The sequence below is a fragment of the Catenulispora pinisilvae genome, from assembly GCF_015356865.1.
In the GTDB taxonomy this organism is placed as follows: Bacteria; Actinomycetota; Actinomycetes; order Streptomycetales; family Catenulisporaceae; genus Catenulispora; species Catenulispora pinisilvae.
This window is the reverse complement of record NZ_JAAFZA010000100.1, coordinates 1-15,110: the sequence shown is the minus strand read 5'-3', so window position 1 is coordinate 15,110 and position 15,110 is coordinate 1. Positions and strand designations below refer to the sequence as shown.

The window sequence follows — 15,110 nt, the reverse complement described above, 5'->3', positions numbered from 1 at the left end:
AGAGAGGGCGTGCTGCTGATGGCCCTCGCGGAGATCTTCGACCACGGCTCGATCACGACGACGTCCAGGTACTACGCCCGACTGATGCCCGGTGCGCTCGACTACGCGCGTGAGACCGTTAACGCCGAGCCGACGGGCTTCAAGATATTTCCCCCTGATCCAACAGGCATGGAACAAAAGGCCGCCTGACACCGCCAGAGGCGGTCCCGAGCAGTTGCCGACCGAATCAGCAACCCTCGAAGACCGCCCCTGAGCGGGCCTTTATGATCACGCCTCGGGCAACCCCATGTCCCGAGCGATGAGCATCCGCTGCACCTCGCTCGTCCCCTCGCCGATCTCCAGGATCTTCGAGTCGCGCCACATGCGTGCCACTGGGAACTCGTTCATGAAGCCGTAGCCGCCGTGGATTTGGGTGGCTTCGCGGGCGTTGGTGACGGCTGCCTCTGAGCAGTAGAGCTTTGCCATGGCTGCCTCGGCCTTGAAGGGTTCGCCGGTGAGCATGCGGCTGGCCGCGTCGTAGTAGGCGAGGCGGGAGGTGTGGGCGCGGAGGCGCATGTCGGCCAGTTTGAATTGGATTGCCTGGTTGGCGCCGATCGGGTGGCCGAAGGCTTGGCGGTCGTGGGCGTACTTCACCGATTCGTCGACGCAGCCTTGGGATAGGCCTGTGGACAGGGCTGCGATGGCGATGCGGCCTTCGTCCAGGGTGCGGAGGAAGTTGGCGTAGCCGCGGCCGCGTTCGCCGAGGAGGTTTGCGGCGGGGACTCGGACGTCTACGAAGGAGAGTTCGCGGGTGTCGGAGGCGTTCCAGCCGACTTTGCTGTACTTCGGGGCCACGGTCAGGCCCGGGGTGCCGGCGGGGACGATGATGCTGCTGATCTCTTTGCGGCCGTCGGGCTTGCTTCCGGTGACGGCGGTTACGGTGATCAGGCCTGTGATGTCCGTGCCCGAGTTGGTGATGAAGCACTTCGTGCCGTTGATCACCCACTCGTCGCCCGCTAGGACCGCGGTGGTGCGGGTGGCGCCGGCGTCGCTGCCGCCGCCGGGTTCGGTGAGGCCGAAGGCGCCGAGCATTTCGCCGCTGCAGAGCTTGGGGAGCCACTGCTGCTTCTGCTCCTCGGTGCCGAAGCGGTGGATCGGCATCGCGCCGAGGGACACGCCGGCTTCGAGGGTGATGGCGACCGAGCTGTCGACGCGCGCCAGTTCCTCCAGGGCCAGGCACAGGGCGAAGTAGTCGCCGCCCATGCCGCCGTACTCCTCGGGGAAGGGGAGTCCGAACAGGCCCATGCGGCCCATTTGGGCCACGATCTCGTAGGGGAACTCTTCGCGCTCGTAGAAGGCGCCTATTTTGGGGGCGACGACGTCGTGGGCGAACTCCTCGACGGTGGCGCGCAGGGCTTCGTACTCTTCACTCAGACGGTGATCCATGGGAGTTCCTCCGCTCAGACGGGGGTGACGCCGTGACGGCGGCGGGAGAAGAAGCGGTCCTTGCCCTCGGCCGCGCGGTAGCGGGCGATCAGGCTGGAGCGCAGGTCGGACGGGTCGACGATGTCGTCGACGACCAGTTCGCTGGCCAGGCGCACGAAGTCGATGTCGGTCTCGTACTCGGCGCGCTTGTCGGCGACGAAGGCGTCGCGCTCGGCCGGGTCGGCGATGGCCGCGATCTTGTTCGCGTAGACGGCGTTCACCGCCGCCTCGGCGCCCATCACCGCGATCTTGGCGGTGGGCAGCGCGATGGTGGCGTCCGGTTCGAAGCCGGGGCCGGCCATGGCGTACAGGCCGGCGCCGTAGGCCTTGCGGACCACGACGCAGATCTTCGGCACCGTGGCCTCGGAGACCGCGGTGATCATCTTCGCCCCGTGCCGGATGATGCCCTGCTTCTCGACCGCCGTGCCGACCATGAAACCGGGGACGTCCGACAGGAACAGCAGCGGCACGTTGAACGCGTCGCAGAGCTGGATGAAGCGGGTGGCCTTGTCGGCGGAGTCGACGAAGAGCACGCCGCCCTTGAACATCGGGTTGTTGGCGATGACGCCGACCGGCTTGCCGTCCAGGCGCGCGAATCCGACGGTCAGCTCGCGGGCCCACAGAGCGTGGATCTCGAAGAAGGAGTCGGCGTCGACCAGGCCCTTGATGAAGCGCCGCATGTCGAACGCCTGGCGCTCGCTCTCCGGGACCAGGGCCGCCAGGTCGATGTTCGCCGGGGAGTCGGCGGGCTCGGCGACCGGCGCGTCCTGCTGCCAGCTCGAAGGCAGGTAGGACAGGTAGCGCTTGACGGTCTCCAGCGCGTCCTGCTCGGTCTTCACCAGGAAGTGCCCGACGCCGGATTCGGCGCAGTGCACCCGCGCGCCGCCCATCTCCTCCAGCGTGGTCTTCTCGCCGGTGACCATCTCGACCATCCGGTCGCTGCCCAGGTACATCGAGGCGTTGCCCTCGACCATCACCACGACGTCACAGAAGGCCGGGATGTACGCCCCGCCAGCCGCCGAGGGCCCGAACAGCGCGCAGACCTGCGGGATCGAGCCGGAGGCCCGGACCTGGGTGTGGAAGATCTTGCCCGCGCCGCGCCGGCCGGGGAACAGGTCCACCTGGTCGGTGATGCGGGCGCCGGCGGAGTCCACCAGATAGACCATCGGCACGCCGGTGCGGTAGGCGGTCTCGATGATCCGGATGATCTTCTCGACGGTCCGCGCGCCCCAGGAACCGGCCTTCACGGTCGAGTCGTTGGCCATCAGGCAAACCGGGCGGCCGGCGATCCGGGCGGTGCCGGTGACCACGCCGTCGGCGGGCAGGTCGGCGGCCATGGCGTTGGCGAACCGGCCGTCCTCGACGAACGACCCCGCGTCGACCAGCAGCGCGACCCGCTCGCGGGCGAACAGCTTGCCCTTCTTCTCGTTCGCCGCATGGTACTTCTCCGCCCCGCCGCGCAGGATCTCCGCGGTCAGCTCGGGCAGGTCGTGCTGCGGAAGGGTGTGCGGTGGCACGCCTGGTTCCGTCATATGGGGCAACTCCTTTGTTGCGGATATTCGCGTGCGCGCGAGGACACGCTCGCAACAAAGAGTCTGCCAGCGCGCGTCTACTTCGCTAGTGCCCGGATGGTGTGCTCGATCACACCCGGTTCGTGGTTCTCCGGCAGCATCACGATCTCGTCCACCCCGGCCTGTCGGTAGTCCTCGAAGGCCGAGCAGACCTGGTTGAGGTCCCCGAAGGCCGCGATGGAGCGCAGCACGTCCTCGGGCATGGCGGCCAGCAGCGAGCGCTCGTGCGCCCCGCCGCGGGCCAGGTCGACCAGCTCACCGTGCCCGGCCTCGGCGAACATCCGGCCGAAGCCGTCGGCGTCCAGGTAGGGCAGCAGCGAGCGCCGGATCCAGTCCAGCGCCTGCTGGTCGGGATCGACCACGGTCGGCAGGAAGACGGCCAACCGGGGCACGGAGCGGTGCAGCCGGTCGGCGGTCAGGGCCAGCCGGGCCTTGATCCGCGCGGCGTGCTCGACGGTGGCCAGCGGTACGGCCACCCGGTCGGCCCGCCCGACGGCGACCTCGCTGGCCTCCAGCCCGAAGGCGAGCACGGTGAGCGAGGCCTCGGAGGGCTCCAGCCGCGCCCGGAAGCCGCGGGAGCGGACCGAGACGCCCTGGAAGCTGATCGGCTCGTTGCGGGTCAGCGGGCCGAGCACGGTCAAAGTCTCGGCCAGCGCGGTGGCCGGATCGGTGCGCGGCCGGCCGTGCCAGTCCACGACCACCAGGCCGGTCGAGGCGGTCAGGGCCAGGCCGATGTCGCGTCCGGTGAGAGCGGCCACGCTGGCGGCCCCGCGGGCCGCCGTGACCGGGTCCCTGACGAGCGCCGGGAGCGGGCCGAGAGTGAGCGCGGCCCGGTTCCTCGGCTCCGGGGTCGCGCGGCGGATCTCGTCGGCGGTGGCCGGGCCCGCGCCCGGGGGCCGGCCGGCCGCCTCGGCGTCGGCGCACGCCCCCGGCAGGTCGCCGGCGGCCGCGGCGACCGCCACGGCCAGCGCGAAGGCGTCGTGGCCGGTCGACTCCCCCAGCCAGATCTCCCGGTAGCCGAGCTCGTCGGCGAGGACGGCCAGCCGTACGGTCAGCGCCGGGTCGCTGTCCGTCCGGTTGCCGAGCAGAACCCCGTCCACGATCACTTGACTCACTGCCCCCTGGCTCGCCCTCGGAGGCGTCCGCCTATGATCCGCCCCGGGTGCAGAGTACCGTTCGGGGGTCTCGCGGTGCGATACGTTGGATCGATGCGCATCACGTCGATTGGTCATGCCGGGATGCTGGTGGAGACTGCCGCCGGCCGGATCGTCTGTGACCCGTGGTTCACCCCGGCGTACTTCGCGTCGTGGTTCCCCTTCCCGGACAACTCAGCCTTCGGGGCGCAGGCCGACCCGGCGGGGATCCGAGACGCCGAGTACCTGTTCGTCTCGCACCTGCACCACGACCACTACGACCCGCGCTGGCTCGCCGAGAACATGTCCAAGGACACCACGGTCCTGCTGCCCGACTACCAGGTCCTGGACCTGCGGGACGAGTTGGAGAAGCTGGGCTTCCGGAACTTCGTGCAGACCCGCAACCGCGAGGTCACCGAGCTCCCGGGCGGGTTGCGGATCCTCATCGACGCGCTGATCACCCCGACCGACGGCCCGCTGGGCGACAGCGGCATCGCGATCGACGACGGCGAGGTGCGCATCTTCAACCAGAACGACGCCCGGCCGGTCGATGACGGCGCGGTCGCCGGGTTCGCCTCTGGCGACAATGGGCACAGCGGTCCGTACGACGCGCACTTCCTTCAGTACTCCGGTGCCATCTGGTACCCGATGGTCTACGACTTCCCGGAGCGGATGAAGGCCACGGTCGGCCGGCGCAAGCGGGAGAACGGCATGGCCCGCGCCCTGCGCTACGTCGACCAGTACGATGCCAAGCAGGTGTTCCCCTTCGCCGGTCCGCCATGCTTCCTGGACGAGCGCGACGGCCTGTTCGCCATCAACGACTTCGACGACGACCCGACGAACGTCTTCCCGAGCCAGTTGGCGTTCCTGGAGTTCATGCGCGAACAGGGCCATGACAACGGCCACCTGTTCATCCCCGGCACGACCGTGGTGCTCGGCCCGGACGGCAAGTGCGAGATCGAGCAGGTCCCGCAGTCGCAGATCGACGAGATTTACGGCGACCGGCGCACCTACCTGACGAACTACCAGAAGCGCGCCCAGCCGCAGATCGAGGCGATGCACGCGGGCCTGCCGCAGGACAAGTCGGACCTGGTCGGCCAGCTCAAGCAGTGGGTCGAGCCGCTCCTGGCCTGGGCCGACCACACCTGCGCCGGGCTGAACGGCCGGATCCTGCTGGAGACTGCCGACCCCGCCACCGGCGAGGTCGACGACCAGATCGTCTTCGACTTCCTGACCCGCACCGTCGGAGAGTGGGACGGGGAGGCGGAGTGCCGCTACAGGTTCCGCACCGACCGGCCGCTGATCGAGGAGCTGGTGCGGAACCGGACCCCGGACTGGGTGAACGAGCTGTTCTTGTCCTGCCGGTTCCAGGCCTCACGCAAGGGCCCTTACAACGAGTACATCTACACGTTCTTCAAGTCGCTGTCCGAAGAGCACATGACGTACGTCGAGGGTTACTACGCCGAGTCCAGCGACGTCACCGACCTGGCGAAGGCCGAGGGCTACGCGGTGCAGCGGCACTGCCCGCACCTGAAGGCCGACCTGACGCGGTTCGGGACGGTCGCGGACGGCGTGCTGACCTGCTCGATGCACGGCTGGCAGTTCGATCTGGCCTCCGGACGCTGCCTGACCAGCGACGACCGCAAGCTGGCGGCCCGGCCGCTGACCGCCGAGGACGGGGAACTGCCGGAGATTCCGACGGCCTGAGCCCGGCCTGAACCCGGTGTGGGGAACGGTCGCGGGAACAGGCGTGGGGAACAGACGCCGCCGGCGCGGTAGTTTGCATATCTGGTCCGGAGCGGACCGGAGGCGAGCGGAAGGAACAGGCCCGTGCGGCTGGGGGTCAACGTCCCGAACTTCGGTCCGGCCACGTCGGTGGCGGTCCTGGAACGCTGGGCGCACGTCGCCGAGGGCCTGGGCTTCGACCTGCTGATGATGTCCGACCACGTGCTGGTCACCGAGGACGTGGGCCGCGTCTATCCGGGCCCGTTCCACGACCCGTTCACCACCCTGGCCTGGCTGGCCGGCCGCACCGAGAACATCCGGCTGGGCACCACGGTCCTGATCATGCCCTACCGGCAGCCGGCCCTGACCGCGCAGATGGCGGCGAGCCTGCACCGGCTCTCCGGCGGCCGGTTCGTGCTCGGCGTCGGGGTCGGCTGGGCCCAGCAGGAGTTCAAGGCGCTGGGCGTGCCGTTCAAGCGCCGTGGCACCCTGACCGACGAGCACCTGGACGAGATGCACCAGATCTGGGGCGGCGGCGTCGAGGGCGTGGCGCCCGCGCTGGCCCCGGAGGAGCTGCCCGGACCGCCGGTGTGGATCGGCGGCAACAGCGACGCGGGCATCCGGCGGGCCGTGGTGGCCGGGCAGGGCTGGCACCCGCTGGGCTTCACCATGGACTGGATCCAGGACGCGGTGGGCCGGCTGAAGGCCTTCGCCGACGAGGCCGGCCGCGCGGTCCCGACGCTGGCGCCGCGGATCAGGCTGCGGCTGACGGCCGAACCGGTCACCGATCCGGAGCGCCAGGCCGGTATCGGCACGCTGGAGCAGGTGCTCGACGACCTGGACCGGCTGCGGACGCTGGGCTCGGAGGTCGTGGTGCTGGATCCGTACCACGGGAATCCGGCGGAGCTGGAGCGGCCGGAGAAGGCGTGGCGGGAGTTGGCCGTCGTGGCGGATGCCTGGAAGGCGTTCTCCGCGGAGCCGCCCTCAGCGTGAAGGGCTGAAGGCGGTCCGCGTCTTTCCGCAAGCAATGCAAGGGACGCTAGGGACGCAAGCAGGCGGCTGCGATCAAGCCGGAATCATCGCCGCTGTTGGTCGAGGGTTGGGGCTGGTGTTGGGCCGGCGGACAGTCGGGATGCTGGGTTGCCCGGCTTTCAGGCTGCTGAGCTGCTGCGCCGCCGGCACGAGGGTCGGGCTAGAAGTTGGACGCCTCAGCGTGCACCCGCCAGTCGCTGTGCGGCGCGGGCGGCGTGAGCCCCATCCGGGCGTAGGCCATGCCGACGATCTCCGAGGGCTGCATCGCCCAGCGCAGAGTACGTCCCGCGGCCTGTGCCAGCGGCCGGTCGAGCAGCAGCCGGACGGCGTCGGAGCGGCCCAGGCGCAGCGGGTCCCGGGCCCAGCCCGGCAGCAGTGCGGCGGCGCCGTTCATCACGACCCGGACCGCCGCGCGCTCGCGCGGGTTGGCGCCGAAGTTCCGGATGAAGTGGATCCCCTCGATCGCCGCCTCGGTCGCCTGGAGTTCGGGCTGCATGTCGCGCAGGTACTGCGCGACCTCGGACGCCGACTCCGGCACGTCCCGCGCGCCGAGCAGCCGCGCCGGGACCGCCACCTCGCGGAAGTAGCGGTCGCGTTCCGAGGCGGTCAGCGGCGGGGCGCCGAAGCGTTCGTAACCGGCCAGGAAGCAACGGCATTCCGCGACGTGCACCCAGGTCAGCAGGTGCGGGTCGCCGGCGCGGTAGGGGCGGCCGTCGGGGGCCGTGCCGTGGATGTGCGGGTGGATCCGGTCGCGCACATACGCCACCGCCGCCTCGGCGACCTGCCGGGACCCGTACGTCGTCGTGACCACGTAGGCGGCGGTCCGGTTGAGCCGGGTGAGCGCGTCGGTCCGGAAGTCGGAGTGCTGGTCGACCCCGGCCATCGCCAGCGGGTGCAGCGACTGGAGCATAAGGGAGGCGAAGCCGCCCATCAGCATGCCCGGGGAGTCCGAGTGCACCCGCCAGGTCACCGAGTCCGGGCCGAACAGCCCCGGATCGCCGGGCGGGTCGGCGTAGCGCTCCTTCAAGCGCAGGCCGTCGGCGCCGTGGACGCTGACGTTCACCTCGTGCCGGACGTACGCCTTCAGCCCGCGGGCCGGGGCGGAGAGCCTTGCCGTCATCAATCGAAACCTGTTCTACTTTCCGCATGAGTCAGCGGGACCGCATCCGGATGTCCGATGATGAGATCGAAACCTTTTTCGGCGCGGGGCGCAAGCTCCAGATCGCCTCGGCCAACGCCGACGGTACGCCGCACCTGGTCACCATGTACTACGCCCTGCTGGACGGCGATCTGGCGTTCTGGACGTACGGCAAGTCCCAGAAGGCGGTGAACCTGCGGCGCGATCCGCGGATCACCTGCCTGCTCGAGGACGGGATCGCCTACGACGAACTGCGCGGGGTCACGGTCTACGGCGAGGTGGCCCTGATCGACGACTACGACCAGGTCGTGGCCTTCGGCATGGCACTGACGGCCCGCTATCCCGAGGTCTTCGGCGCGGACGCCGAGGCCATGCGGCCGTTCGTCGAACAGCAGGCGCGCAAGCGGGTCGTGGTGCGGGTGGGGGCCAAACGGACGGCTTCGTGGGACCACTCGAAGACCTGAGCGGTCGGTGGCGCGCTTAGCGGCGTGCTCAGCGGCGCGCGGCGATCACGCCCGCGTCGAACAGGTACGCCAGCCACGCCAGGATGAACTGCACCGCGCCGAACACCAGGAACAGCGTCTGCAGGTCACCGGCCCCGGACGAGCTGATCGCCGAGAGCACCAGGGTGACGAAGATGGCCGTGGTGATCATCGCCGGCAGCACGCCGGGGGCTCGCTCGCCGGGCAGGAATGCGCGCACTGCGACCAGGCCGGCCAGGAAGAACATGGTCGGGGCCAGGGCGTAAATCGCGACGGCTGCCTTGTAGAGGTTGGCGGAGTCACCGTCCCCGGCGCTCACGTAGCCGAGGAACAGGTTGATCACGCCGAGCGCCGCGACGCAGAGGTAGAGCATCTTGCCGAGCGGGACCGTGACGGCGGCGCGCGGCGGGGGCTGGTGGGGGTGCGGCGGGTGCGATGCGTGCGCCGCTTGGTCGGGCGGGAGCGGCGGGCCTGAGGACGGGCCCTGATGGCCGGGCGTCGGCTGGTGCGGGGGCTGCGGCGTCGGCTGGTGCGGCGCCGAGTGCCCAGGCTGCTGCGGCGCAGGCGCCGGTGGCTGCGGCTGCGGCTGCGGCCGCTCAGGCGGCGGCACCGAATCCCCGTTCGCTCCGGTCGGCGTGCTCATCGGCGCTCCGTTCCCAGGCTGTTCCCCAGGCGGCGGAACAGCCTGGTCCTCCGACTCCCCAGCCGACCAGCACCGGCCCTTGATCGCCCGCCCCGCGCGCCGTTCGGGCGACCAGCGCACCGAATCTGATGATCCGTCAGAGACCCTTGCCATCGCACATGTAACACGTTCTAATTCACCTCATGCGGATCGCGTACACCGAGGCGCAGGCGCAGCTGCGCGACACTCTCCGCGCCTACTTCAGCGAAATGGTCACCCCCGAGGTCGCCGAGGAGATGTCCACCGGCGAGTTCGGCGGCCCACGCTGCCGGGAGGCGGTACGGCAAATGGGCCGCGACGGCTGGTTGGGCGTCGGCTGGCCGAAGGAATACGGCGGACAGGGCTTCACCCCGGTCGAGCAGTTCGTGTTCTTCGACGAGGCGCAGCGGGCCGGGGCGCCGGTGCCGTTCCTCACGATCAACGCGGTCGGCCCGGCCATCATGCGTTTCGGCAGCGACCGGCAGAAGGCCGATCTGTTGCCGCGGATCCTGGCCGGGGAGTGCATGTTCGCCATCGGCTACTCCGAGCCGGACGCCGGGACCGACCTGGCCAGTCTGAAGACCCGCGCGGTGCTGGAGCCGGACGGCGAGCACTACGTGGTCAACGGCCAGAAGATCTTCACCTCGCTGTCCGATCACGCCGACTACGTCTGGCTGGCCTGCCGCACCGACCCCGAAGCTCCGGCCCGCACCGGCAAGAAGCACAAGGGGATCTCGATCCTGCTGGTGCCGACCTCGGACCCGGGCTTCACCTACACCCCGATCCACACCATCGGCGAGGCCTCGACCTACGCCACCTACTACACCGACCTGCGCGTGCCGGCCGAGAACATCATCGGCGAGCCCGGCGAGGGCTGGCGTGTGATCACCACACAGCTGAACTACGAGCGGGTGGCGCTGTGCTCGTCGGGGTCGCTGGAGCGGCCGTTCACCGAGGTCGTCGAGTGGGCCCGGCAGACCAAGCTGGCCGACGGCTCGCGGGTGATCGACCGGGAGTGGGTCCGGGTCCACCTGGCCCGGATCCAGGCCAAGCTGGCCGCGCTGCGGCTGTTCAACTGGAAGGTGGCCGCGGCGGACCAGGTCGGCAAGCTGAACCCGGCCGACGCCTCGGCGACCAAGGTCTGGGGCACCGAGCTGTACTGCGAGGCCTACGGCCTGATGTTGGAAGTGCTGGGCGCGGCCGGGTCTTTGAAGAAGGAGTCCCCCGGCGCCCTGCTCGCCGGGCGGGTCGAGCGCGCCTACCGCGGGGTGCTGATCCTCACCTTCGGCGGCGGCACGAACGAGATCCAGCGCGACCTGATCGCCCTGTTCGGGCTCAACATGCCCCGCGTCCCCCGCCACTAGGAGCCCGCCCATGGATTTCGACCTGACCGAGGAACAGCGGGCCCTGATCGACCTGGTCGACCAGATCCTCGCCGACCACTGCGGCCACGAGCGGCTGACCGGGCTGGAGAAGGAAGCGCGCGGAAGCGGGATCGGATCAGTGCACGACGCTCCGGCGTGGCGCGCACTGGTGGATGCCGGGGCCGTCAGCGCGCTGCTGCCGGAGTCCGCCGACGGCGGTGACCTGGGCGTTCTGGGGCTGGTGCTGCTGGCCGAGGCCGCCGGGAAGCGGACCGCGTATCTGCCGGTGGTCGCGACGGTCGCGCTCGGCGCGTTGCCGTTGGCCCGGTTCGGCGGGCACGACGACCTGCTGGCCGCGGTCGCCGCCGGGGAGCAGTTGGTCACGGCGGCGCTGGAGGAACCCGGCGAGCCCACGGCGCTGACCACCACTGCGCGCAGTTCTGGGGACGGCTCTGTAGATGGCTATGCAGATGGCTATGTAATAGACGGCGCGAAGACCATGGTCCCGTACGGCGACCTCGCCGACAGCGTTCTGATCCCGGCGGAGTTGGACGGCGAACCGGCCGTGTTCGTAGTCCCGCGCTCCTCTATAGAGGTGACGCCGCTGTTGGTCACGGGGCGTCAGCCCTATGCGGATCTGGAGTTGGAAGCGGTGTCGGTCCCCGGGACGGCTTTGCTCGCCCGCGGCGCCGAAGCCGTGGACTGGATCCGCGATCTCGGCACCCTTGCTCTGGCGGCCGAAGCCTCCGGGATCTGCACCGAGGCAGTCGCCATAACCGCGCGCTACACCAGTACCCGCAAGCAGTTCGGCGAGCCGATCGCCTCTCTCCAGGCCGTGAGCCAGCGTGCCGCTGACGCCTACATCAGTGCCGAGGTACTGCGGCTGACCATGTTGCACGCGGCCTGGCTGATGGACGACGCGGCGCGCGGCGGCGAGACGGCGTCCTCTACAGAGATATCCGCGGACATCGCTATAGCGAAGTTCCACGCAGGGGACGCGGGATCCCGCGTACTACACGCCGCGCAGCACCTCCACGGCGGGATCGGTGTGGACACCGACTATCCGCTGCACCGCTACTTCGTCCGGGGCAAGCAGGTCGAGCAGACCCTCGGCACCGCCACCCGGCAGCTCCTCCGCATAGGCGCACATCTCGCAGAGTAAGGACTCCCCATGCAGTTCAACCTCGCGGACCTGTTCGAGAGCGTCGTCGACAAGATCCCCGAGAAGGAGGCTCTGGTCGTCCCCGGCGTGAAGCGATGGACGTACCGTGAGCTGGACCGCGAGGCGAACCGGCTGGCGCACTTCCTACTGGCGCGGGGGATCGGGGTGCGGGACCACGTCGGGATGCACATGTACAACGGGTCGGAGTACGTGGTCGCCGTGTTGGCGTGCTTGAAGATCCGGGCGGTGCCGATCAACATCAACTACCGCTATGTGGCCGACGAACTCCGTTACCTCTATAAGGACGCGGATCTGGTCGCGGTAATACTCGACGCGGAGTTCGGCGAACGGGTCCGCGAGATAGCCGACGACGCACCGAAGCTCAAGACGATCGTCTCCGTCGGCGGCGCTATAGCGGAGCTGCCCTCAGTGACCTTCGAGGCGGCGATCCAGGGGCAGTCCGAGGAGCGCGACGGGCTACTCCCCCACGGCGAGCGCTCTGCAGACGACCTCTACATCATCTACACCGGCGGGACCACGGGGATGCCTAAGGGCGTCATGTGGCGTCATGAGGACATCTTCTATGCGGGGATGGCAGGCGGGCGCCCTTATGGCGAGCCGATGAAGGACCCCTCTGAGGTCCCGGATGGCATCGACCCCGCTGCCGGCCAGATCTCGACCTTCCCGGTAGCGCCGCTCATGCACGGCGCTGCGCAGTTGGCGACGTTCATCAGCTTCAACATGGGCCAGAAGGTGGTGCTGAACCGGAAGTTCGACGCGCACGAGGTGCTGCGCACAGTGGAGTCGGAGAAGGCGAACGTCATCTCGATGGTCGGCGACGCCATGGGCCGGCCGCTGGCCGAGGCGCTGGCCGGACCGCTGGCCGGGACCGACGTCAGCAGCTTGTTCGTGCTGAGCTCGGCCGGCGCGATCCTGTCCGAGGCGGTGCGCGAACAGTTGCAGTCGCAGCTGCCGAACGTGCTGATCCGCGACAACTTCGGGTCCACGGAGAGCGGGTTCAACGGCGATGCGGCGCCCGGCACCGGGCCGGCCGGCGGGATGCGCTTCACGGTCAACGAGCGGACCACGGTCTTCCTGGAAGAGGAGCACTGCGCGGCCACACCCGGGGACGGCCGGGTCGGGCACGTCGCGCAGCACGGCAACGTGCCGCTGGGGTACTACAACGACCCGGTGAAGACCGCCGAGACGTTCTTCGAGCACGACGGGCGCCGGTGGGTGCTGCTCGGGGACCTGGGGACGCTGGAGGCGGACGGTTCCGTCTCGGTCCTCGGACGCGGCTCGCAGTGCATCAACACCGGCGGCGAGAAGGTGTTCCCCGAGGAGGTCGAGGCGGTCCTCAAGGCGCATCCCGGGGTGTTCGACGCGATCGTGGCCGGCGCCCCGGACGAGCGGTTCGGCAACCGGGTGGCGGCCGTCATCCAGCCGCGTTCCGCTGGCGAGGACGCCCCCACCGACGGTGAGCTGGAGGAGTTCTGCCGGGCCAAATTGTCCGGGTACAAGGTGCCCCGGCTGGTGGTGCGGGTGTCGCATATCCGCCGCTCACCGAGCGGCAAGCCGGACTACCCTTGGGCGAAGCGGCTGGTCACCGAGGCGGCCCGCGCCGAGGGCTGAGGCACGGGCACAATTCATTTGACAGTCGGCCGGACCGCTCCACTGGACCTTTGCCGAGCCGGTGACTTACGCTAACGTAACCTACGTACCCGTAAGTTTCGGGACCGTAGGTCCGTCCCCCAAGGCCGCTTCCCCAGGCCACAGCGTGTAGGAGCCGACCCCATGACCGTCACCGACCTGCCCCGGCAGGGCACCCGCCCGACGCCCCGCATGCCCGAGACGGCCCTGCTCACCGAGCTGGAGCAGGTCGTGGAGACGAACCTGAACCGGCACCTGGACTGTGCCAAGGAGTGGTTCCCGCACGAGTACGTGCCGTGGAGCGAGGGCGAGACCTTCGACGGCGTCCTGGGCGGCAAGCCCTGGACCCCGGACCAGTCCCGGATCCCGGAGATCGCCCGCACCAGCCTGGTCCTGAACCTGATGACCGAGGACAACCTGCCGAGCTACCACCGCGCGATCGCGGTCCAGTTCGGCCAGGACGGCGCCTGGGGCACCTGGGTCCACCGCTGGACCGCCGAGGAGGGCCGGCACGGCATCGCCATCCGCGACTACCTGCTCACCACCCGCGCCGTCGACCCGGTGGCGCTGGAGCGCGAGCGCATGGCGCACATGTCCAACGGCTACAGCCAGCCGGACAGCTACGACGCCCTGCACTCGATCGCCTACGTGAGCTTCCAGGAACTGGCGACCCGCATCGCCCACCGCAACACCGGCAAGGTCTCCGGCGACCCGGACTGCGAGCGCCTCCTCGCCCGAGTGGCCCAGGACGAGAACCTGCACATGCTCTTCTACCGCAACCTCCTGAACGCATCCTTCGAACTGGACCCGGACCAGGCCATGCGCGCGGTGGCGAACGTGGTCCAGCAGTTCCAGATGCCCGGCTCGGGCCTGGAGGGCTTCGGCCGCAAGTCGGTGATGATCGCCAAGGCCGGCATCTACGACCTGCGCATCCACCACGACGAGGTCGTGATGCCGATCCTGCGCCAGACCCGCGCCCTGGAGCGCGACGACCTCGGCCCCGAGGGCGAGATCGCGCGGGAGGAACTGGCGCAGTTCCTGGACGGCCTGGACGGCGCCGCGACGCGCTTCTGCGAGAAGCGGGCCGCACTGCTGGCCAAGCAGGCGGCTCGGCGGAACAAGTAGCTGCGCGAGGGCGGGCTATGGTCCGCCCAAACGCGAGCGTTGCAAGAGGCGCGCAAGACGCTGCAAGTGAATCGGCTGGCCAGGCGGGCAATCCCCCGCCTGGTCGAGCGAGCTAGGCGCGACGGCCAGCGCCAAACCGCCGCGAAAAGCGAGCTTGGTGTCGGCAAATCGGCACACACAAGCACTGCAAGCGAATCGGCTGGCCAGGCGGCAAACTCCGCCTGGCCCAGCGAGGTAGGCCGCGAGTACCGGCGCCGGGCTCGCGCAGCCCGCAGCGCAAGCGCCGCAAGAAGCGCACGCAAGCGCTGCAAACGAATCGCGGCCCAGGCCCAGCGAACCCCGCCCGGCGGAGCAATCTACGCGCGACTGCCAGCCGCGAAAGCGAGCTTGATGCTGCGGCAACCCGGCACACACGAGCGCCAAACACTGCAAGCAAATCGGCTGTGCATGCGGCAGAACATGGCACGGCCGAGCAAGCTAGTGCGGTGGCCGGATTGGTTCACCGGGTTGGTGGTGTGGTCACCTGTTGGACGAGAGTCGGGTGCGGAGGTCGCCGGTCGTGTACGGGGTTTAAAGGCGTTGTTGAGAAATCGGCAGATTTCG

At 69.5% G+C, this 15,110-nt stretch carries 13 protein-coding genes; 8 read left to right on the top strand and 5 right to left on the bottom strand.

Annotation, left to right across the window (positions count from 1 at the left end):
• The first annotated feature begins 9 nt into the window (after positions 1-9).
• Positions 10-189, top strand: a complete 180-nt coding sequence (locus IZR01_RS25575) for a hypothetical protein (RefSeq protein ID WP_194925329.1) — start codon at positions 10-12, stop codon at positions 187-189.
• Positions 190-267: 78 nt separating this feature from the next.
• Here IZR01_RS25575 and IZR01_RS25570 read toward each other — a convergent pair whose 3' ends face one another.
• The 3 genes from IZR01_RS25570 to IZR01_RS25560 all read right to left on the bottom strand — a co-directional run bounded on the left by IZR01_RS25570 (position 268) and on the right by IZR01_RS25560 (position 4,135).
• Positions 268-1,425, bottom strand: a complete 1,158-nt coding sequence (locus IZR01_RS25570; RefSeq protein WP_194925328.1) for an acyl-CoA dehydrogenase family protein — start codon at positions 1,423-1,425, stop codon at positions 268-270.
• A 14-nt stretch (positions 1,426-1,439) separates the two neighbouring features.
• Positions 1,440-2,996: an acyl-CoA carboxylase subunit beta gene (locus tag IZR01_RS25565; protein ID WP_228560218.1), complete on the bottom strand. Its 1,557-nt coding sequence runs from the start codon at positions 2,994-2,996 to the stop codon at positions 1,440-1,442.
• A gap of 77 nt (positions 2,997-3,073) precedes the next feature.
• Positions 3,074-4,135 (bottom strand): LLM class F420-dependent oxidoreductase, encoded by a 1,062-nt coding sequence (locus IZR01_RS25560; protein ID WP_194892258.1) that lies wholly within the window; start codon positions 4,133-4,135, stop codon positions 3,074-3,076.
• A 108-nt stretch (positions 4,136-4,243) separates the two neighbouring features.
• Here IZR01_RS25560 and IZR01_RS25555 point away from each other — a divergent pair, with 108 nt between their 5' ends.
• The gene (locus tag IZR01_RS25555; protein WP_194925326.1) at positions 4,244-5,875 is read left to right on the top strand and encodes a Rieske 2Fe-2S domain-containing protein; all 1,632 of its coding nucleotides are present in this window, start codon (positions 4,244-4,246) and stop codon (positions 5,873-5,875) included.
• A gap of 123 nt (positions 5,876-5,998) precedes the next feature.
• Positions 5,999-6,886: a TIGR03619 family F420-dependent LLM class oxidoreductase gene (locus tag IZR01_RS25550; RefSeq protein ID WP_194892256.1), complete on the top strand. Its 888-nt coding sequence runs from the start codon at positions 5,999-6,001 to the stop codon at positions 6,884-6,886.
• Between the two features lie 199 nt (positions 6,887-7,085).
• On the opposite strand, the gene IZR01_RS25545 is transcribed toward IZR01_RS25550, so the two are convergent.
• Positions 7,086-8,045, bottom strand: a complete 960-nt coding sequence (locus tag IZR01_RS25545) for an oxygenase MpaB family protein (RefSeq protein ID WP_194925325.1) — start codon at positions 8,043-8,045, stop codon at positions 7,086-7,088.
• A 26-nt stretch (positions 8,046-8,071) separates the two neighbouring features.
• Between IZR01_RS25545 and IZR01_RS25540 the strand changes: the two genes are divergently transcribed.
• Positions 8,072-8,527: a pyridoxamine 5'-phosphate oxidase family protein gene (locus IZR01_RS25540; protein ID WP_194892254.1), complete on the top strand. Its 456-nt coding sequence runs from the start codon at positions 8,072-8,074 to the stop codon at positions 8,525-8,527.
• A 28-nt stretch (positions 8,528-8,555) separates the two neighbouring features.
• Here IZR01_RS25540 and IZR01_RS52495 read toward each other — a convergent pair whose 3' ends face one another.
• Positions 8,556-9,188 carry a DUF5336 domain-containing protein gene (locus IZR01_RS52495; protein ID WP_194925324.1) on the bottom strand — a complete coding sequence of 211 codons (633 nt, stop codon included), beginning with the start codon at positions 9,186-9,188 and terminating at the stop codon, positions 8,556-8,558.
• Positions 9,189-9,370: 182 nt separating this feature from the next.
• Here IZR01_RS52495 and IZR01_RS25530 point away from each other — a divergent pair, with 182 nt between their 5' ends.
• The 4 genes from IZR01_RS25530 (at position 9,371) to IZR01_RS25515 (ending at position 14,507) form a co-directional block, all read left to right on the top strand.
• On the top strand, positions 9,371-10,570 hold the full coding sequence (locus IZR01_RS25530) for an acyl-CoA dehydrogenase family protein (protein ID WP_194899478.1): 1,200 nt from the start codon (positions 9,371-9,373) through the stop codon (positions 10,568-10,570).
• 10 nt (positions 10,571-10,580) lie between these two features.
• Entirely contained in the window at positions 10,581-11,732 is a 1,152-nt protein-coding gene (locus IZR01_RS25525) for an acyl-CoA dehydrogenase family protein (RefSeq protein WP_194925323.1), read from the top strand.
• Between the two features lie 9 nt (positions 11,733-11,741).
• The gene (locus IZR01_RS25520; protein WP_194925322.1) at positions 11,742-13,364 is read left to right on the top strand and encodes an acyl-CoA synthetase; all 1,623 of its coding nucleotides are present in this window, start codon (positions 11,742-11,744) and stop codon (positions 13,362-13,364) included.
• 162 nt (positions 13,365-13,526) lie between these two features.
• On the top strand, positions 13,527-14,507 hold the full coding sequence (locus IZR01_RS25515) for an acyl-ACP desaturase (protein ID WP_228556115.1): 981 nt from the start codon (positions 13,527-13,529) through the stop codon (positions 14,505-14,507).
• The last annotated feature ends 603 nt before the right edge of the window (positions 14,508-15,110 follow it).